Source organism: Brevundimonas diminuta ATCC 11568, assembly GCF_000204035.1.
In the GTDB taxonomy this organism is placed as follows: domain Bacteria; phylum Pseudomonadota; class Alphaproteobacteria; order Caulobacterales; family Caulobacteraceae; genus Brevundimonas; species Brevundimonas diminuta.
The window spans coordinates 263,031-280,942 of the sequence record NZ_GL883084.1; the positions used below are offsets into that span (position 1 = coordinate 263,031).

Here is a 17,912-nt window from a genome sequence, read left to right on the forward strand (position 1 = left end):
CCGTCCCTTGGTTGATCCTTCTGCGGCTCAATCAAAGAAGAGTAGGTCGGAGGACCGCTCCGATTGTAGAATCCGTCGCTCATCGACGGCATGCCGGCTGAGCCGATCGAGAACTCGGCCTGATGAGACCGTTCTGGTCGTTTGCCGCGCGCGAGTTCCGCCATTACGGCGCTGGTCACTTCGACAAGCGCGGTGCCATAGAGCGCGACCATAGCGTCGATCGCTTCAGCCGGAGTGCGCGAAATGGCAGTTCGGGATCTGGACATCGGGTAGGTTGTACCTTGATAGGCGCTCCGATCACGCCGCTATATATATCTTGGCCCGGCTTCGGGGCCGCGCCGGATGATTGCGCTGGAAAGCCCAAGCCAGGTCCGGTGGCCGAGGCTGACCATATTTGGGCCGCCCTCGTCTCCATTTCGAATGGGCTGGCATGCCCGGCGAATGGCGATTTTTCTTTACCGTCCTTCAGCCATAGCCGCAGCCGTTCGAGGTGCCAAAAGCACCACCCCTGAATTTATGTGGAACAACCAGAACAAAAGGAGCCCTAAAGGCTTGCCTTGAACGCTGTCTGCATCACATTGATAGGCCACACAGGAGCTGCCTTGCCGAGCGTATTCTTCTCATACTCGCATGCGGACGAAGGGTTGAGGGATCAGCTCGAAAAGCAGCTCGCCATGCTCAAGCGGCAAGGCGTGATCGAGACCTGGCACGACCGCCGGATCGGCGCGGGCGAAGACATCGACCATGCCATCGACGATCACATCAACAGCGATGAGATTATCCTGCTTCTCGTCAGCCCGGACTTCATCGCATCTGACTACTGCTACGAGATCGAGATGAAGCGGGGGCTGGAGCGCCACGCGGCAGGCAAAGCCGTCGTAATTCCGGTGATCCTCCGCGCTTGCGACTGGCACCACGCGCCTTTTGGAAAGCTCAACGCCACCCCTCGCGACGGTAAGCCAGTTACCCAATGGCCGGATACCGACGAAGCCTTCCTCCAGGTGGCCAAAGCAGTTCGTCGGGCGGTCGAAAGCCTCTCGAAGAAGACGAGCACGCCAGCAGCTCAACCTCGTGTTCCAGCAGTTCCATTCGATGCGCCCACCGTTGAAGCCGGGCCTCGTTCGAGCAATCTCCGGCTGGCGAAAACCTTCACCCAACGCGACAAAGACCAGTTCCAGGCTGAGGCGTTCGATTTCATCGCCCGCTTCTTCCAGAACTCCCTAGCCGAGTTAGGTGAGCGAAACTCAGGCATCGAAGGATCATTCCGCTTTTTGGATGCGAACCGTTTCTTCGCGACGATCTACAAGAACGGAAAGGATGTGGCCCGCTGCACCATTTACATGGGGGGCGGCGCGTTCGGTGGAGGTATCAACTACGTTCAAGGCCACGCCTCAGATAGCAATTCCCTGAACGAGGCGCTCTCCATTCAAGCTGATGACCAAGCCATGTACCTCCGCCCGATGGGAATGGCTTTCATGGCCGGCGAGCGCGATCCGAAACTGTCGCTTGAAGGCGGCGCTGAGTTCTTCTGGGACATGCTGATCCGTCCCCTACAACAAGGCTGGTGAGATGCTGTCGCCCGAAGAATTTACCGTCGGAAACGTCGAGGAGGCACCTCCGGGAAGCATCGTGTTGCCTCGGGGAAAATACGAGTCAGTCGTATTGATCTGCGAAGGCGACGAGGAACCAGTGGCGGTGTTCCTCGGGGCAGAGGGCGGGTTTCGATTTTTCCCGGCGATAGGGACGGATCGTTGGGGAGGTATGATCGTCCCGGATGTCCGCATCGAGGTCGATGAGACAAGCCTCTACAATCCCGAAACGCATGGCATTCATCCGGGGATTATAGTGAGAGAAGGGACCAAACTCTTCATCCGGGGCACGGGGCAGGACACCTTTGGACGTTCGTCGCCAGTCACCGTGAAGTCAGGACTTCCCGAGGGGAGCGGGGGTGCCGCCTTCACTAGATGGCAGGTCGTAGTCGGGCGAGGCGACGAAAAGCGGGCTCTTTACAAGGTTGATCTAGGCGACCCACCCAAAGAGTGAACCTCAACATGCCGTCGCTCAAACCTGCGAACTAGCTCGGTCGCACTGATCAATGCTGATCCAGCGGCTTCAAGCCGCCTAGCCCACGAGGACCAAATAGTTCTCAGGATCATCCGCAGCGGCGCGCCATTTCCTCCGCAAGATCAGTGACTTGTGCCCTTCAGGGGCGGGGAAGCGCCTCCTCCGCTCGCCTGTAAAATGTGTCTCTGCCTGACAGAGCGCATTGCAAGATCAGTGGATTTTCTCCGGAATCAGTCTGGGGCTCTCTATTCGCGAGTCGACCGATTCCGCCTCGGAACGGCGGCAGCGCGTGTCATCGACGATCAGCCAGTGTGTCACGAGGCAGGCAGTTGCTCCGTCCACCCTCCCCCTAGGGCTTGGTATAGAGCGACGGCGTTCAGCAACCGGCTTTCCTGAAGCTGGACCAGACTGAGCTCGACATTGAACAAGCCTCGCTGTGCGTCGAGTTCCTCAAGATAGGACGCATAGCCCGCCCGGTAACGGTTGCGGGCGTGGAAAAGGGCGTTCTCCAAGGCCACCCACTGGGCCTGCGCCTCCTCCGCCTGCCGTTCGAGCCGGGTGACGCCTTCCAGAGCGTTCTCGACCTCAGAAAAAGCGCCCAGGACGACGCCGCGGTAGCTGAACGCCGCCTGATCTCGCCGGGCTTCAGCGGCCTCAGCGCCCGCGGCGAGGCGGCCGCCGTCGAACAGCGGCGCGAGAATGCTGCCGCCCAGACTCCAGACCGTGGTCGGGTCCAGGGACTCCACCAGGAGCTCGCCCAGCGATCCAGTCAATCGAACCTGTGGCAGGAGCGCGGCCTGGGCGGAAGCGAAACTGGCGTCGGTCGCGATCAACTGGGCCTCGGCCTGGGCGACATCTGGGCGTCGCGCCAGCAGGGCGGAGGGCAGGCCCGGTGAGGGAGCCGGCAGAACAAGCTCCTCCAGCCGTCCGCGCTCGACCCGGCCCGGCATATCCCCGATCAGCAGGCGCAGGGCGTTTTCCTGACGGCGGATCGCCAATTCAAGAGCCGGGATTTGTCGAGCCGCGGCACGTTGTTCAGATTCGGCCTGGGTCAGCTCGAGTCGAGACGTCTGGCCGGCGTCGGCGCGCCTGGTGGCCAGACGAAGCGCCTCGTCACGGGAGGTCAGCGTGCTCCGCGCGATCTCAAGCTGCGCATCCAGCGACAGCAGGGTCACATAGGCGCGGGCTGTTGCTGACGCGACCGAGAGGGCCCGGGCGTCGCGCCCGAACTCGCTCGCCTGAAGCGACGCCCGGGCCGCCGCGTCGGCGTTGCGAACTCGGCCCCAGAGATCAACCTCATAGGCGACCTGCAACTGCACCTGGCCGGTCGCCGCTTCGGACGGTTGTCCCAAGGCGCTGAGCGTTCGCGCCTGCTGGGCGCCGCCGGAGCCGTCCAGCGTGGGAAACAGTCCCGCCCGCGCCTGATCGGCCAGGGCCTCGGCCTCGCGCACGCGCGCCTCGGCGACGGCGAGATCGATGTTGCGGACCAGCGCCGCATCGACGGCCGCGGTCAGCGCCGGGTCGCCAAACGCGCGCCACCAGCCGGGTTCGACCGCATGGTCGCCTGACGCGGCCGCCTGCCACGCCATCGGCGGGATCACTGACGCTGAGTCAGGATGAGGCGAGGGCGTCGTTGCGCAGGCGGACACGGCGAGCGCGCATGCGCCGATCATGAGGAGCCGACGCATCAGCGGTTCTCCCGCGCCGGCGACGCCGTGTCCACGCGCGCCACGACGGACATGCCGGGACGCAGCTTGGCGAGGCCTTCCTGCCCTGCGTCCAACACGATGCGGACGGGCAAGCGCTGCGCGACCTTGGTGAAGTTGCCGGTGGCGTTCTGAGCGGGCAGGACGGCGAACTCCGAACCCGTCGCGGGCGAAATATTCTGGACGCGGCCGTTCAGGCGACGATCCCCGAGCGCGTCGACGGTGACGGTGGCGGCCTGACCTTCGATCATACGGCCCGCCTGGCGCTCCTTGAAGTTGGCGATGACCCAGAACTGGGGAGGCACCAGGGACACGAGCTGACTGCCGGCCGTTACATACTGCCCCCGCCGCGCGCCGACCTGTCCAAGCTGCCCCGCTTCGGGCGCGGTGATGATGGTGTTGGCAAGGTCGATCTCCGCCAGCCGGACGGCGGCGCGAGCGGCTTCGACGGCGGCCTCAAGCCCTTCGCGCGAAACGCCGACCGAAGTGACATCCTGACGGGCTACCTCGCGAACCGCTTCGGCCTGCCGCACCGCTGCGCGAGCGCTCTGCAGCGCCGCCTCGGTCTGGTCCCGCTCTCGCAGGGACACCGAGCCGTCCGCTGCGAGGTCGGCCACGCGCGCCATGTCCGCCTGGGCGCGTTGAAGCTGAGCGCGGGCCGAAGCCAGCTCGGCGTCGCGGGCTCCGACGGTCGCCTGTCGCGAGGCTCCGGTCTGGGCTGAATTCGCCAACTGGGCTTGAGCGCCGGCCAGATTCGCTTTGGCCTGCTCCAGTCGCTGCCGATAGACGCGGTCGTCGATGCGGAACAGCGGCCGGCCCGCCTCGACAGACTGGAAATCGCTCGCGACAACCTCGACGATGTAGCCGCTCACCTGCGGGGAAATAACCGTCACTTGGCCCCGGACATAGGCGTTGTCGGTCCGCTCGACGGACGACGAGAACGGGGGCAGCTTCCAGGCAAAGAGGATCAGCAACACCGCCGCGAGGGCGAGCACAGCCGTGATGATCGCGGCGCGCGGCGTGAAGCGGCGCTTCTTTGACGCCTCAGGAGCGACGGGAGCGGCGGTCAGATTCTCATCCTCGGGCTGTCGCGGCGTGGCGGCGGGCGAGGGGGGCGGTTGGTCGGTCATGGGTTTCCGTCAGATGGCGACGGCGCCAGAGGCGCTGTCACTAGTCGTGGCCGCCGAACGGGCTTTCAGGCCCTGATTGACGAACATGAGGATATTGAGGACGAGGAGCGCGATGGCGCCCCAGGCGATGACGAGGAAGACGTCGTTGAAGGCGAGTATATTGGCCTGCTGGATCAGTTGCTGAGCGAGGGTCGAGACGCCCTGGGCCGAGCGCAGCGCGGGATCGGCGATGGTCGATCCGTAGGCCCCCGCATACATTTGCAGGGTCTGGGCCACTGCGGGATTGGAGGCCACCACGCCATCCGCCAGATAGGCGGCGTGGTGCTGGGTGCGTATGGTCTGAAAGGTCGCGAGCGCCGCCCCGCCGGCCATGCCGCCCACCATCTGGGTCACGCCGAACATCATGGCGAAGGTGATGAGCGAGCCCAGACCGCGGGCCATGAGTTGGCCAAGCCCAAGAACCAGAGCCGATCCCATGAACAGTGCCCCGGCGAAGCCCATGAGCCCTTGGCTCACGAAAAGACTGGCCGGGCGAGTGTCGGCCGTCGCCCCGGAATCCATGAAGGCGGCGACGCTGATCAGAACCAGCGACAGCAGAAACTGCACCGGCAGCAATTTGTTGGAGATCATCAGGCTGAAGGCGCCGAAGAGCACGCCGGCCACCGCCGCGGCCAACACCACGGCGTAGAGGGTTTGGGTCTGATCTGCTCCCATGCCCACGACCTGCACAAGGCCGGTCACCCCGAAGGGCTGCTCGATCAGCAGCACTCTCGCCAGCATGATGGAAAGGGCGAAGTTGAGAAAACCGAAGCTGAAGACCCAGCGGGTGTCGATGATCGGATGGGCCCGGTAGTGCTCGTGAACCGCGCCGGCGGACAACAGGGCGACGCAGGCCGCCAGGGCCCAACCGACCCATGGCGCCTCGGTCCACCAGTCAACACGGCCCACAGCCGCCACCGCCACGAGCAAAGCGAGGCCCGAGCCCAACAGGACGATCGTGATCGCATCCCGCCATTCGAAGACATGCACGCGAATGCCGGGCGGCAGCCGCAACATCTGCACCGCTGCAAGGCAGGCGAGGGCCAGGCCGCTCTGCAGCAGATACAGGCTTCGCCAGCCGCCGACGTCCAGGAGTTCGGGAGAAACGATCCAGACGATCGGCCCCGCCAGCTGAGTTGTGCCTAGCCCCAGCAATAGCGCCGGCAGCTTCAGCGTCGCCTTCGGCGGCAGACACTGCATCATGTACATTACGGCCAGGGAGCCCATGGCGGCCCCAGCCATGCCGCTGATCGCGCGCACCGCCAGAGCCCCGGCGTAGTCGCCGATGAAGAGGTGGCTGAGGGTGGCGACCGCATAGAGCGCCAGGAAAACCTTGGTGAACGACGTCAGGCCGAACTGCTGGCGATATTTGATCAGCAGCAAGTTCATCGAGATGTTGAACATCGCATAGACCGCGCCAAGCCAGGCGCCCTGCCGGACATCCAGGCCGAAGGCTCCCTGGATGGCCGGAAGGTTGGCGCTCAGCGCAGCGGTGCCCATACCCCCGGTGACGCCCAGCAGAAGGCCGGTGAGGCCGAAGGCCACCCGGGTTCGAGGCGGCATATGTGGTGTCGATGGCGACCCTGGAATCATGGGGCGTTCGTGGGGCGCCCAGTCAGGCGTCTCGCCAATGGGATCGCCTATCCGGCGGCGACTGGAGGCCATCAGTTTTGCGTCCGGATGCCGTTCAGCACCAGGTCAATCGCGCGGTCTGCCGCCTGATCGTCTCCCGGAGCATGACGTGCAGCTCCGGCCACCATCCTAATGATTATGATCACGTCTTTCAGCGTCAGATCAGGTCGCACCCAACCGGCTCTAATCGCGTCAGCCAAAGGTTGCTCCAACGCGGACTCGATATCTCTCTGGCGTTGCCGAAGCTCCGGATTGTCGGGCGCGATCGCACGCCAGGCGTCGGCGAGCACCGCCGAACCACGGCTCGCAAGTCCCACCTCCTTGATCATCGAGATCAGAGCGCCGTTCGGTCGATCGGAGCGAGGCGCCAGGAGCGGGGCGATCTCCCGATCAAACAGAGCCAGGAGCAGCGCTGTCCGGTCCGGAAAATGGCGGTATAGTGTCGCCCGACCAACGCCGGCTGCTTCCACAACCGCATCGAGGGCGACGTCTACGCCGTGAGTGGCGAAGACCTTTGCGGCCGCATCCATTAACGCAGCCCGGTGGCGGACTACATCGCTGCGCATCTGACGAATATGAGACATCTAGTCTCATATGGACGAATGTGTCCGTTTGGTCAATAAGTGCTTCGGTGACGGGACATGCCTCTTCAACGCCGTTCCGCCATGGCGTTGATGCGCTGTCTGCAAGCGACACCGCGGCAGTTATGCGGTTGAGCCAGTGGCTGAAGTGAGTTTGACTGGGAGGATGAACATGTCGCACCGCCTCAAAGCTGCCGCCGTCAGCTTGCTGACGGTTCTGGCGCTGGGAGCGTGCGGCACCCTGCCAAGGGACACCGCGCCGATCCGATTGGCGGACACCGCCCTGAGCCGGGACGTTGATCCCCGCCTGGACCTGGAAGATGCCGCCGCCCTGGAGGCGCTGGGAGCGGCGATGGACCGGGCTGTGCTGGCGCACGGTCAGGCGCCGACAATCCTGGCCATCTCCGGCGGTGGCGCTGACGGCGCATACGGCGCGGGCGTCCTGACGGGTTGGAGCGAACGGGGAGATCGTCCGGCGTTCGATCTCGTCACGGGCGTCAGCACCGGAGCCCTCACGGCCCCCTTCGCTTTCCTCGGCAGCGATTGGGACGACGAGCTCCGGGCCGCATACACCAGCGGCCAGACCGAAGGGCTCCTAAGCTGGCGCAGCCTGAACGCTCTGACGGCGCCCAGCCTGCTGAGTCCTCGCATTCTGTCCGACCTGGTGAACACGCACGTTACTCCCGAGCTCCTGAGGCGCGTCGCTGAAGAGCATGCCAGCGGCCGGCGCCTCCTTGTGGTGACGACGAACCTGGATGCGGAAGCGGCGGTCATCTGGGACATGGGGCAGATCGCGACGCAGGGCGATGCCAATGCACTCGCGCTGTTTCGCCAGGTCCTGCTTGCCTCGGCCAGCATTCCGGGTGTCTTCCCCCCGGTGCTGATCGCGACGGTCCAGAAGAACGGAACCATCGTGCGCGAGATGCACGTTGATGGGGGTGTCACGGTTCCTTTCCTGGCGAGCCCGGGCGGGCCGGTCACGGCGGCCCTGGAGCACTCAGGCAGGGACGACGGGGTTGCAGGTCGCGTCTTCATCATCATCAACGGTCAGGCGGGGCGGCAGAATGCGGTGACATCCGGCCGCATCTCCGCGATCCTGGGCCGCGCCTACATCACGTCGAGCAAGGCCGCCACGGCCCGAGAACTTGCCGCCGCGGTCACATTCGCCGGCGCGAACCACCTCGAATTGTTCATCACGGATATCCCCGAGGGGGCAGACTCGTCGAGCCTCGATTTCGACCAAGCCGCCATGACCTCGCTGTTCGAACTTGGCCACCGGAGAGGGCTGGAAGGAGATGCCTGGCGGGCGCCCGACGGCGGCCAAGCGGCGAGCGATGATGGGTCCGCCGAGCAGCTCCCGGGGCTGCCGGATGCGGCGCCGTAAAGGCTGTGGCGAACAACGACGCGCGCCTCAACTTGACGCGCGCATCGGGAACGCCCCGCCGTCGCATCACCTAAGCGCCGTAGCCGACAATCGCCTTGGTTTCGAGGAAGGCTTCGAAAGCGTAAGGGCCCCATTCGCGGCCGTTGCCTGACTGTTTGAAACCGCCGAAGGGGGCGTTCAGGTCCATCTGGGCGCCGTTCAGGACCACCTGGCCGGCGGACAGGCGCAGGCCGATCTCGCGGGCTTCTTCGACAGTCCCGGCCTCGACATAGGCGCCCAGGCCATAGGGCGTGTCTTCAGCCAACGGCAACACGCCCGTCGTGATGTCTTCGGGAGAACAATACACCTGGGCGCGAGGGCAGCTCACGCTTCCGGGCAAGCGGCTCTACATCACTGGCCGGACACCTTTGCGCTACGACTTGAACCTGGCTTTCGGCTGACCCCAATCTGGCGGCTCACCATTCGGTGGTGCCGACCGAGTCGGTCCGTCCGTTTTCAAGCCATAGGGCGTGCCTGTTCTTGGCACCGCGCAGACATGGTCCAAAAATTCTCGCGCGACCTGTAACCTTGAAGAGTTGCAGAAGCACTGCAGCGTCGGTGTTACAGTTAACTTTTCTTAAAGCATTGAGTTTACCTAAGATTTCTTCAGGCTACGAATCTGAGGGTCGGACGTTCGAATCGTTCCGGGCGCGCCGCGCTGGATGAGAAACCGAACAGTGCAGCACCTTGGCGTAGGGAAAGCCGTCGTCAACTCTCCGCCCCACTCAGCATCTTGCTTTTTTCACGGTGAGCGAAACCCTGTACGTTTTGGACAGGACGATAGATGATGCGTGCGGCAATCTACGCTCGATACTCGTCGGATTTGCAGAACCCTAGGTCCATCGAGGACCAGCTTTCAGTTTGCCGACGGCTCGCCGAGCGACATGGCTTCACGCTGGTCGCTTCGTTCGAAGACGCTGCTTTGTCTGGAGCTTCAGTAGCGAATAGGCCGGGCTTCGCCGCGCTCATGAAGGCAGCGGAAGAGCGAGCTTTCGACCTAGTTGTCTGCGAAGCGCTCGATCGCCTATCCAGATCGCAGGCCGATGTGAGCGCAGCGTTCGAAGATCTACGATTCTATGGGGTGGGGATCCACACCATTTCGGAGGGAGCCGTCTCAGAGCTCCATATCGGCTTAACCGGCACGATGAATGCCCTCCAACTCCGCGAGATTGGGCGCAAGACGAAGCGCGGCCTACAAGGCGTGGCGAGTGCGGGCCGCCACACCGGTGGACGCGTCTACGGCTACTCCCTAGACCGGCGCCTCGACGATCGCGGGGAACTGATACGCGGTTTGCTTGCGATCAACCCCACCGAGGCCGAGATCGTTCGCCGGATCCTGAAAGCATATGCTGCCGGGCAATCCCCACGTAGCATTGCCTCTGACCTCAACGCCGAGTCCATCCCCGCTCCAGGGGGCAGCTACTGGAACGCCTCAACCATCAACGGCAACGCGCGACGCGGCAACGGCATCCTTCACAATGAGCTCTACCGAGGTGTCCTGGTCTTTGGGCGACAGACCTGGGTGAAGGACCGAAGGACCGGCAGGCGGCACGCTCGGGACGGAGACCCCTCCGAAATCATTCGGACGCCCGTCCCTCACCTTCGCATCGTATCGGATCGCCTTTGGCGCAGAGTGCGAAAGGCCCATACAGCGCTCGCTCGGGAGGCCGAGGAGGGTTCACACAGAACGGTCCGGCCAAAGCACCTGCTTTCTGGCCTCATGCGCTGCGGCGCGTGCGGAGGGCCCCTAATCCGCTCCGGTTCTGGGGTACGATTTATATGCTCCTGGCGCCGCGAGAGAGGCGTATGCGCAAACGGTCGTAGCGTGCCAGGCCTATTGGTCGAGGCAGCATACGCAGAAGGTCTTGAACGTCTGCCGGCCAACAAGGCTAGGGAGACGCTCAGGGTTCATCTTGCAAACCTTAGAGCCTCGGATGGCGGCGGACGACCGCCGCTAGAAGCCCTCCGTCTAGTCCGTGAACTCACCGCGTCCGTCGTCGTAACGCCCCTTGAGGAGCGGGGCCGCTTTGCATTCGACGTCCGGTGGCTGGATGAGACGGCACTCCCAACATTGTGATTCCTCCCCTCCCCGCCTGGATTTGCGCGCCGAGCGCTTCCACATGGCTTCCACGGCTGGATTTCGCGCTTTGAATTTTGGGCAGCAAAAAGCCGCTAGACGATTGATCTAGCGGCTTATTTGTTTGGGTGCGGGAGCAGGATTTGAACCTGCGACCTTCAGGTTATGAGCCTTTAGGCCGATTCCTACGCCATGGTGTCCGGCGGTATCCGTTGACGCGCCCCGACCCTACGATCAAAACCGGCGCGCTGGACGAAGTTCGCCGTTTCCACGCTCCAACACGCCACAGCGTCCGCCAAATGATTCCGGCGCGCGCATCAGAGGGCAGTGGACCTGGGTCTGTTATCCCGAGCCCTGGAAAAGTTCAAATCGTCAGCTGGAGCCTGGCAGGAATGAGCCTCCAAATCGTGGATTGCCCCGGTGACGGACAACATGCACGGTTGTCGCCAGCACTATTCATCGGGCCTCTCCTCGCCCGCGCAATTTTCGCGCGAAACCAAAGAGAAGAGACATGTCGCAATCCAACCCGAGAGCCATCCAACTGCTGCGCACCGCTGAAGCAGCCGAACTGTTGGGCCTGTCCGGCAGGACGCTTGAAAAACACCGGACCTACGGAACGGGCCCCGTCTATCGCAAACTCGGCGGCAGAGTCGTCTACGATATCGCCGATCTCCAGGTTTGGGTCGACAAGGGGCGTCGCGCCTCAACCTCAGACTTTGGCACGGATACGGTCTACCCTGCCAAGCGCATGACGCGGAAATAGCCAAGTCAAAGCTGAGATGGCGCCCCGTGGTTTGGGTAAATCCAACCCGAACCACGGGCTATAATCTTCGCCCCTATCGGTCGGCGATTCGCAAATGCGCCAAGAGCATACGTAATCGGGCAGTACTGCGAAAAGGCCCCCTGAGGTTTTGATTGTTGAACCGCGCCGCCCTGGTAAGACGACGTTGGCGACAACGTGGTCAAGATGGTGCTTCTGAGTGAATTTTCCGCAATCATTAACGCGTGAAAGCGAACGGCGCAGTCGGGGCTAAAGACGTTCCGGTCTAACCTCGGCCCTGACCTGCATCCTGCGCAACACTCCAGAGAGATGACGATAGAGAGAAGTAATTAGGGAATGTATCACTTATAATCAATAAAAACGGTTCAACACCGTTGGAGATCGAGCAAATACTTCTTCTGGTACGAAGTAGTCTGCTAATAATTCATCTGCCGGGTTGTGAGCATACGGTGAAAAGTCCGTTACGCCCTCTTCGCGAAGTACCTCTTCATCAATAAAGAAGTTGCCCGTGCAGGATCGCGACGGCTTCTTGAAAATCGCGTAGGCGGCGTCGGCTACAATCTCCGGTTTGCGCGGCGCCCCCCGCTCCGTGCCGATGACATTGCGGACTGCCGCCGTATCGATGGCGGTTAGGGGCCAGAGCGAATTCACGGCGATGCCGCTCTCAGCAAATTCACCAGCATGGCCCAAGGTGCACAGGCTCATGTTGAACTTGGCGATGGTGTAGGCCACGTGGGGCGCAAACCACTTCGCCTGCATATCGAGCGGCGGAGACAGGTTAAGGACATGGGGATTCTCTGCCGCGACCAAAAATGGCGCGGCGGCGCGGGTGCAGAAGAATGCTCCCCGACCGTTGATCTGATCCATCAGGTCATAGCGCTTGGCATCGGTCGCGGCGGTGTCCGTAAGCGAAATCGCGCTGGCGTTATTCACCAGTATGTCGATCCCACCGAAGGTGTCGGCCGTTTTCTTCATAGCCGCCGCGATCTGATCTTCGAAACGAACGTCGCCGATAATGGCGAGACTCTTTCCACCCGCCGCCTCGATCTCCGCCGCAGCGGTGAAAACCGTTCCTGGCAATTTGGGATGAGGCTCGGCGGTCTTTGCGAAGATCGCCACGTTGGCGCCGTCTCGCGCCGCTCTCAGCCCGATGGCCAGACCGATCCCGCGTGATCCGCCGGTGATAAATAGCGTCTTGCCCTTGAGATCCATAACGCCCCCTTCCTGTCCACTCTGGACACCTACTCTTCGTTCTATATGCTACCTATCAGTAGGAGACATCATGGTCCAGCCGGAATCCCCCTGGAAGCCGAGACACGATCGTTCGAAGGAACGAGATGCCAAGCGCGAAGCGGTGCTGCTCGCGGCGGCGAGCGCATTCAATGAGAACGGCTTCCACAACACGTCGCTGGACGAGATTGCGGCTCGGCTGAATGTCTCTAAACCGACAGTCTACTATTATGGGGTCAGCAAGGAGGCCTTGCTTTCGGCTTGCTATCTCGCCGCGCTGGGTCTGCTCGACGATGTGACGCAGCGTACCGGACCGCAAACCGCGACAGGGGAATCCCGGCTCTGGATTCTGATCGTGGCTTATGCCGAAGCCATTCTATCGGTCTATGGCCGATGCCTTACACGAGTTCCCGACAATAGCCTCTCAGCGCCTTTGCGTGAGGAAGTTCGTCGCCTGAAACGCACGGTGGATGATCGCATCCGCGCTGTCCTGTCCGATGGCGCATCCGACGGATCTCTGAGGCCGACAGACCCCAAGCTAACCGCGTTCGCTATTGCCGGAGCCCTGAATGCGGCCGCTCTTTGGTTTGAGGACGACGGGCCTCATTCACCGAGGCAGATCGGCGAGCACTATGCAGATCTTTTCACAAACGCCTTGAGATCGACCTGACGGTCACCTCCCACATCTTGGAGCCGATATGAAACTGACTTCCTTTGATTTCCCAGTAGCGGCTGTCGTCACAGGCGGCGCCTCTGGGCTAGGAGAAGCTGCGGCTCGCTCCCTCGCCGCACGAGACGTCAAAGTTGCGATATTCGACATGAACGCCGAGCGGGGCGAACGCATTGCGGGGGAGATTGGTGGTGTTTTTTGCAGGGTGGACGTCACCTCCGACGCGGAAGTCGACGCGGCGTTCGAAACGGCGCGCGCTGTACATGGACAAGAGCGGATCCTGATCAATTGCGCCGGTATCGTTTCCGGAGCCAAGACCGTTAGCCGTAACCGCGAGACCGGCGCCCTGTCTCATTTCCCACTCGAAATTTTTGATCGGACGATCCGAGTAAACCTCATCGGGACGTACCGTTGCATCGCCAAAGCAGCCGTTGGAATGGCGACGCTCGCTCAGCTGGAGGATGGGGAGCGCGGGATTATAATCAACACGGCCTCCGTGGCCGCTACCGACGGCCAGATTGGCCAGGCAGCCTACGCGGCGTCAAAAGCGGGCGTCGTGGGCCTGACGCTTCCGGCGGCTCGCGACCTCGCGGGCGAAGGAATTCGGGTCAACACCATTCTTCCCGGCATATTCCAGACGCCGATGATGGCCAGTCTTCCAGCAAATGTTCAGGATTCCCTGGCCGCTAACATCCCATTTCCAAAGAGACTCGGCATTGGTGAGGACTACGCCTCGCTGGCGCTTCACATCGTCGAAAATGTCTATCTTAATGGCGAATCCTTCCGTCTAGACGGCGCGGTGCGCCTGGCTCCGCGCTGACCGATGGAACGATTTCAAACCCTCATTGTGGAGCAGGAAGCCGGCTATCTGGTCGTCCGAATTCATCGACCCGAAGCGCTCAATGCGCTGAACAACCAGGTCATGGATGAACTCACCGCCGTATTATCCGCCGCAGAAGCGGACGACGAAGTGCACGCCGTTGTGCTGACTGGATCCGATAAAGCGTTCGCAGCCGGCGCCGACATCAAGGAAATGGCGTCTAAAACCTACGCCGAGGCTTTTCGCGAGAATTTCGTGACCCGCAACTGGGAGGCTGCGGCGCGATTTCGCAAACCCATCATCGCCGCTGTCGCCGGCTTTTGCCTCGGCGGCGGTTGTGAACTCGCAATGATGTGCGACATCATCATCGCTGCCGAAACAGCCAAGTTCGGTCAGCCTGAAATCAACCTTGCAGTCACGCCGGGCGGCGGCGGCACTCAGCGCCTCACTCGCGCGATAGGTAAGGCGAAGGCGATGGATATGGTGCTGACAGGGCGCATGATCGGCGCGGTCGAAGCGGAGCGCGCAGGTCTCGTCGCGCGCATTACACCTCTTGATACCTATCTTGCAGAAGCCAAGAGCATCGCCGAGCGGATCGCGCGCCAGTCGCCCTTGGCGGTATTGATGAACAAGGAGATGGTCGATGCGGCTTTTGAAACAACGCTCGCCCAAGGCGTCCTGTTTGAACGACGCCTGTTTCACTCATTGTTCGCCTTTGACGATCAGACTGAAGGGATGGCGGCTTTCATCGAGAAAAGAGCGCCCAACTTCGTCGGGCGGTGAGATTCGGCACCCGTTTCTCAGCGCCGAGTTACTCTCGATTAGATATATTCCTACACAAAACTCATAACCGCCGCTTGTTGCGGTGAGGAGATCTCATGAAAATACTCGTCCCGGTGAAACGGGTGATCGACTCCAACGTCAAGGCTCGCGTGAAAGCGGACCAGACCGGCGTCGACCTCGCCAACGTCAAAATGAGCATGAACCCCTTCGACGAAATCGCCGTCGAAGAGGCTGTTCGGCTCAAGGAAGGCAAGGAGCATCACGCCGCAGGCACGGCGACCGAGATCGTCGTCGTCTCCATCGGCGCGACCCAGGCCCAGGAAACCATCCGCACCGCCCTGGCCATGGGCGCGGATCGCGGCGTCCTGGTGCAGTCGGACGCGGACCTGGAGCCCCTGGCGGTGGCCAAACTGCTGAAGGCCGTCGTGGACGAGGAGAAGCCCGACCTGGTGCTGATGGGCAAACAGTCGATCGATGGCGACAACAACGCCGTGGGCCAGATGCTGGCCGCCCTGCTGGACTGGCCGCAAGCCACCTTCGCCGGCAAGCTGGCGATCGAAGACGGCAAGGCTGTGGTGACGCGTGAAGTCGACGGCGGCCTGCAGACGGTGGCGGCGACGCTGCCCGCCGTGGTGACGGCGGACCTGCGCCTGAACACGCCGCGCTACGCCTCCCTGCCCAACATCATGAAGGCCAAGAAGAAGGAGATCGCCGTCAAGGCGGTCGCCGACTACGGCGTCGACACGGCCGACCGCCTCAAGGTTCTGAAGGTGACGGAGCCGCCGAAGCGTTCGGCGGGCGTCAAGGTCGCCGATGCGGCCGAACTGGTTTCCAAGCTCAAAGACGCAGGGGTTCTGTAATGGCCGTTCTCGTCATCGCAGATCACGACGGCTCGGCCGTTCGCGACACCACCCACAAGACCGTGACGGCCGCACTGGCGCTGTCGTCCGACGTGGACGTCTTGGTTCTGGGCAAAGGCGCGCAAGGCGTGGCCGACGCCGCCGCCAAGATCGCCGGCGTGCGCAAGGTGCTGCTGGCCGAAGGCGACGCCGTCGCCCACGGCCTGGCCGAGGCCGTCGAGGCCACCGTCCTGCCGCTGGCCGGGAACTACGACGCCATCCTGACCCCGGCCAACACCGACGGGAAGAACTTCGCCCCGCGCATCGCCGCCAAGCTGGACACGGCGCCGATCTCGGACATCGTCGAGGTCGTCTCGGCCGATACCTTCGTGCGCCCGATCTATGCGGGCAACGCGCTGGAAACGGTGCAGTCGGCCGACGCCAAGAAGGTCATCACCGTGCGCCCGACGGCCTTCGCCGCCGCCGCCGAAGGCGGTTCGGCCCCGGTCGAGAGCGTCGCTGCGGGCGAAGCGCCCAAGACCGCCTTCGTGTCTGAAGAAATGGTCAAGTCGGACCGCCCCGAACTGGGCGCCGCCAAGATCGTCGTCTCGGGCGGCCGCGCCCTGGGCTCGGCCGAAGAGTTCGCCGCCATCATGGACCCCCTGGCCGACAAGCTGGGCGCTGCCGTCGGCGCCAGCCGCGCGGCGGTCGACGCGGGTTACGCCCCCAACGACTATCAGGTCGGCCAGACCGGCAAGGTCGTGGCGCCGGGCCTGTACATCGCCATCGGCATCTCGGGCGCCATCCAGCACCTGGCCGGGATGAAGGACTCCAAGGTGATCGTCGCGATCAACAAGGACGCCGACGCCCCGATCTTCCAGGTCGCCGACTACGGCCTGGTCGCCGACTACAAGACCGCCGTGCCGGAACTGATGAAGGAAGTATAGTGATGTCCGCCGATCCCGTCGTCATCGTCTCTTACGCCCGCACGCCGATGGGCGGGTTCCAGGGCGTTCTGTCCGACGCCAGGTCAACGGACCTGGGCGCGGTGGCGGTGAAGGCGGCGCTGGAGCGGGCCGGTCTGGACGCGGGCAGGGTCGAGCAGATCATCATAGGCTGCGTCCTGCCCGCAGGGCTGGGCCAGGCGCCGGCGCGTCAAGCCGGCATGGGCGCGGGCCTGCCCGTCTCGACCGAGGCGACCACCATCAACAAGATGTGCGGCTCAGGCATGCAGGCGGCCATGATGGCGCATGACGCCCTGGCCGCCGGTTCCGCCGACGTGGTTGTGGCGGGCGGCATGGAATCCATGACCAACGCCCCCTATCTGATGCAGAAGCACCGGGGCGGCGCCCGCATCGGCCACGACGTCATTTCCGACAGCATGTATCTGGACGGGCTGGAAGACGCCTATACCCCCGGCAAGCTGATGGGCCAGTTCGCCGAGGACACGGCCAAGGCCTATCAGTTCACCCGTGAACAGCAGGACGCCTACGCCATCGAAAGCGCGGGCCGGGCCAAGCGCGCGCAGGACAGCGGCGGCTTCGACGCCGAAATCACCCCGGTCGAGGTCAAGACGCGTAAAGGCGTGGTGACGGTGGACCGCGACGAACAGCCGACCAAGTCCGACCCGTCCAAGATCCCCAACCTGCGCCCCGCCTTCGGCGCCGACGGCACCATCACCGCCGCCTCCGCCGCCTCGATCTCTGACGGGGCGGCGGCCCTGGTCATGATGCGCCAGTCGACGGCGGACGCTCTGGGCCTGACGCCGGTGGCGCGCGTGGTCAGCCATGCCGCCCACGCGCACGAGCCGCACCTGTTCACCACCGCACCGGTCTTCGCCTTGCAGAAGGCGCTGAAGAAGGCGGGCTGGACCGCCGACGACGTCGATCTGTGGGAGGTCAACGAGGCCTTCGCCATCGTGCCGATGATCGCCATGCAGGAACTGGGCATCCCCCACGACAAGATCAACGTCAACGGCGGCGCCTGCGCCCTGGGCCACCCGCTCGGCGCATCGGGCGCCCGCGTCTTGACCACGCTGATGTCCGCCCTGAAAGCCCGCGGCAAGACCAAGGGCATGGCCGCCCTGTGCATCGGCGGCGGCGAAGCCACTGCGATGGGCGTGGAACTGATCTAATCG

The 17,912-nt window shown here is 63.2% G+C and carries 18 protein-coding genes; 11 read left to right on the forward strand and 7 right to left on the reverse strand.

Annotated elements, in window-relative coordinates; all coding sequences use genetic code 11:
- On the reverse strand, positions 1 to 212 hold a 212-nt coding region (locus BDIM_RS18245), incomplete at its 3' end, for a hypothetical protein (protein ID WP_211205955.1).
- Positions 213 to 602: 390 nt separating this feature from the next.
- Here BDIM_RS18245 and BDIM_RS01340 point away from each other — a divergent pair.
- Both BDIM_RS01340 and BDIM_RS01345 read left to right on the forward strand, forming a co-directional pair.
- Complete coding sequence (locus tag BDIM_RS01340; RefSeq protein ID WP_040344716.1) at positions 603 to 1,568, forward strand: TIR domain-containing protein; 966 nt, start codon at positions 603 to 605, stop codon at positions 1,566 to 1,568.
- 1 nt (position 1,569) lies between these two features.
- On the forward strand, positions 1,570 to 2,043 hold the full coding sequence (locus tag BDIM_RS01345; protein WP_040344503.1) for a hypothetical protein: 474 nt from the start codon (positions 1,570 to 1,572) through the stop codon (positions 2,041 to 2,043).
- Between the two features lie 335 nt (positions 2,044 to 2,378).
- Here the strand turns inward: BDIM_RS01345 and BDIM_RS01350 are convergent, their stop codons facing one another.
- The 4 genes from BDIM_RS01350 to BDIM_RS01365 form a co-directional block, all read right to left on the reverse strand.
- A complete protein-coding gene (locus BDIM_RS01350; protein ID WP_040344505.1) occupies positions 2,379 to 3,752 on the reverse strand; it encodes an efflux transporter outer membrane subunit in 1,374 nt (457 codons plus the stop codon).
- A complete protein-coding gene (locus BDIM_RS01355; RefSeq protein WP_003163765.1) occupies positions 3,752 to 4,900 on the reverse strand; it encodes an HlyD family secretion protein in 1,149 nt (382 codons plus the stop codon). The genes BDIM_RS01350 and BDIM_RS01355 overlap by 1 nt, the downstream gene beginning before the upstream one ends.
- 9 nt (positions 4,901 to 4,909) lie before the next feature.
- Positions 4,910 to 6,502, reverse strand: coding sequence for an MFS transporter (locus BDIM_RS01360; RefSeq protein WP_244911883.1), 1,593 nt, complete (start codon positions 6,500 to 6,502; stop codon positions 4,910 to 4,912).
- A gap of 101 nt (positions 6,503 to 6,603) precedes the next feature.
- Positions 6,604 to 7,155 (reverse strand): TetR/AcrR family transcriptional regulator, encoded by a 552-nt coding sequence (locus tag BDIM_RS01365; protein WP_040344509.1) that lies wholly within the window; start codon positions 7,153 to 7,155, stop codon positions 6,604 to 6,606.
- Between the two features lie 169 nt (positions 7,156 to 7,324).
- On the opposite strand from BDIM_RS01365, the gene BDIM_RS01370 reads away from it, so the two are divergent.
- Complete coding sequence (locus BDIM_RS01370; protein ID WP_169312110.1) at positions 7,325 to 8,536, forward strand: patatin-like phospholipase family protein; 1,212 nt, start codon at positions 7,325 to 7,327, stop codon at positions 8,534 to 8,536.
- Positions 8,537 to 8,606: 70 nt separating this feature from the next.
- On the opposite strand, the gene BDIM_RS01375 is transcribed toward BDIM_RS01370, so the two are convergent.
- The gene (locus BDIM_RS01375) at positions 8,607 to 8,840 is read right to left on the reverse strand and encodes an aldehyde dehydrogenase family protein (RefSeq protein WP_040344511.1); all 234 of its coding nucleotides are present in this window, start codon (positions 8,838 to 8,840) and stop codon (positions 8,607 to 8,609) included.
- 522 nt (positions 8,841 to 9,362) lie between these two features.
- Between BDIM_RS01375 and BDIM_RS18650 the strand changes: the two genes are divergently transcribed.
- Entirely contained in the window at positions 9,363 to 10,652 is a 1,290-nt protein-coding gene (locus tag BDIM_RS18650; protein WP_412097180.1) for a recombinase family protein, read from the forward strand.
- 511 nt (positions 10,653 to 11,163) lie between these two features.
- Complete coding sequence (locus tag BDIM_RS01385) at positions 11,164 to 11,415, forward strand: helix-turn-helix transcriptional regulator (RefSeq protein WP_003163769.1); 252 nt, start codon at positions 11,164 to 11,166, stop codon at positions 11,413 to 11,415.
- Between the two features lie 369 nt (positions 11,416 to 11,784).
- Here the strand turns inward: BDIM_RS01385 and BDIM_RS01390 are convergent, their stop codons facing one another.
- A complete protein-coding gene (locus BDIM_RS01390) occupies positions 11,785 to 12,645 on the reverse strand; it encodes an SDR family oxidoreductase (protein WP_003163770.1) in 861 nt (286 codons plus the stop codon).
- Between the two features lie 70 nt (positions 12,646 to 12,715).
- On the opposite strand from BDIM_RS01390, the gene BDIM_RS01395 reads away from it, so the two are divergent.
- From BDIM_RS01395 to BDIM_RS01420, 6 genes are all read left to right on the forward strand, one after another.
- A complete protein-coding gene (locus tag BDIM_RS01395; protein ID WP_050796557.1) occupies positions 12,716 to 13,333 on the forward strand; it encodes a TetR/AcrR family transcriptional regulator in 618 nt (205 codons plus the stop codon).
- Between the two features lie 28 nt (positions 13,334 to 13,361).
- A complete protein-coding gene (locus BDIM_RS01400) occupies positions 13,362 to 14,153 on the forward strand; it encodes an SDR family NAD(P)-dependent oxidoreductase (protein ID WP_040344512.1) in 792 nt (263 codons plus the stop codon).
- A gap of 3 nt (positions 14,154 to 14,156) precedes the next feature.
- Positions 14,157 to 14,936, forward strand: coding sequence for an enoyl-CoA hydratase-related protein (locus BDIM_RS01405; protein WP_040344513.1), 780 nt, complete (start codon positions 14,157 to 14,159; stop codon positions 14,934 to 14,936).
- A 95-nt stretch (positions 14,937 to 15,031) separates the two neighbouring features.
- Positions 15,032 to 15,796, forward strand: coding sequence for an electron transfer flavoprotein subunit beta/FixA family protein (locus BDIM_RS01410; RefSeq protein WP_040344515.1), 765 nt, complete (start codon positions 15,032 to 15,034; stop codon positions 15,794 to 15,796).
- Positions 15,796 to 16,722, forward strand: coding sequence for an electron transfer flavoprotein subunit alpha/FixB family protein (locus tag BDIM_RS01415; RefSeq protein WP_003163775.1), 927 nt, complete (start codon positions 15,796 to 15,798; stop codon positions 16,720 to 16,722). Before BDIM_RS01410 ends, BDIM_RS01415 begins: the two co-directional genes overlap by 1 nt.
- Positions 16,722 to 17,909: an acetyl-CoA C-acyltransferase gene (locus BDIM_RS01420; protein WP_003163776.1), complete on the forward strand. Its 1,188-nt coding sequence runs from the start codon at positions 16,722 to 16,724 to the stop codon at positions 17,907 to 17,909. Before BDIM_RS01415 ends, BDIM_RS01420 begins: the two co-directional genes overlap by 1 nt.
- The last annotated feature ends 3 nt before the right edge of the window (positions 17,910 to 17,912 follow it).

Bases quoted from the DNA above. Each gene is read 5' to 3' on its own strand.
- BDIM_RS01345 (WP_040344503.1), top strand. From the start codon at position 1,570: ATGCTGTCGCCCGAAGAATTTACCGTCGGAAACGTCGAGGAGGCACCT.
- BDIM_RS01350 (WP_040344505.1), bottom strand. From the start codon at position 3,752: ATGCGTCGGCTCCTCATGATCGGCGCATGCGCGCTCGCCGTGTCCGCC.
- BDIM_RS01355 (WP_003163765.1), bottom strand. From the start codon at position 4,900: ATGACCGACCAACCGCCCCCCTCGCCCGCCGCCACGCCGCGACAGCCC.
- BDIM_RS01360 (WP_244911883.1), bottom strand. From the start codon at position 6,502: ATGCCGCCTCGAACCCGGGTGGCCTTCGGCCTCACCGGCCTTCTGCTG.
- BDIM_RS01365 (WP_040344509.1), bottom strand. From the start codon at position 7,155: ATGTCTCATATTCGTCAGATGCGCAGCGATGTAGTCCGCCACCGGGCT.
- BDIM_RS01370 (WP_169312110.1), top strand. From the start codon at position 7,325: ATGTCGCACCGCCTCAAAGCTGCCGCCGTCAGCTTGCTGACGGTTCTG.
- BDIM_RS18650 (WP_412097180.1), top strand. From the start codon at position 9,363: ATGCGTGCGGCAATCTACGCTCGATACTCGTCGGATTTGCAGAACCCT.
- BDIM_RS01385 (WP_003163769.1), top strand. From the start codon at position 11,164: ATGTCGCAATCCAACCCGAGAGCCATCCAACTGCTGCGCACCGCTGAA.
- BDIM_RS01390 (WP_003163770.1), bottom strand. From the start codon at position 12,645: ATGGATCTCAAGGGCAAGACGCTATTTATCACCGGCGGATCACGCGGG.
- BDIM_RS01395 (WP_050796557.1), top strand. From the start codon at position 12,716: ATGGTCCAGCCGGAATCCCCCTGGAAGCCGAGACACGATCGTTCGAAG.
- BDIM_RS01400 (WP_040344512.1), top strand. From the start codon at position 13,362: ATGAAACTGACTTCCTTTGATTTCCCAGTAGCGGCTGTCGTCACAGGC.
- BDIM_RS01405 (WP_040344513.1), top strand. From the start codon at position 14,157: ATGGAACGATTTCAAACCCTCATTGTGGAGCAGGAAGCCGGCTATCTG.
- BDIM_RS01410 (WP_040344515.1), top strand. From the start codon at position 15,032: ATGAAAATACTCGTCCCGGTGAAACGGGTGATCGACTCCAACGTCAAG.
- BDIM_RS01415 (WP_003163775.1), top strand. From the start codon at position 15,796: ATGGCCGTTCTCGTCATCGCAGATCACGACGGCTCGGCCGTTCGCGAC.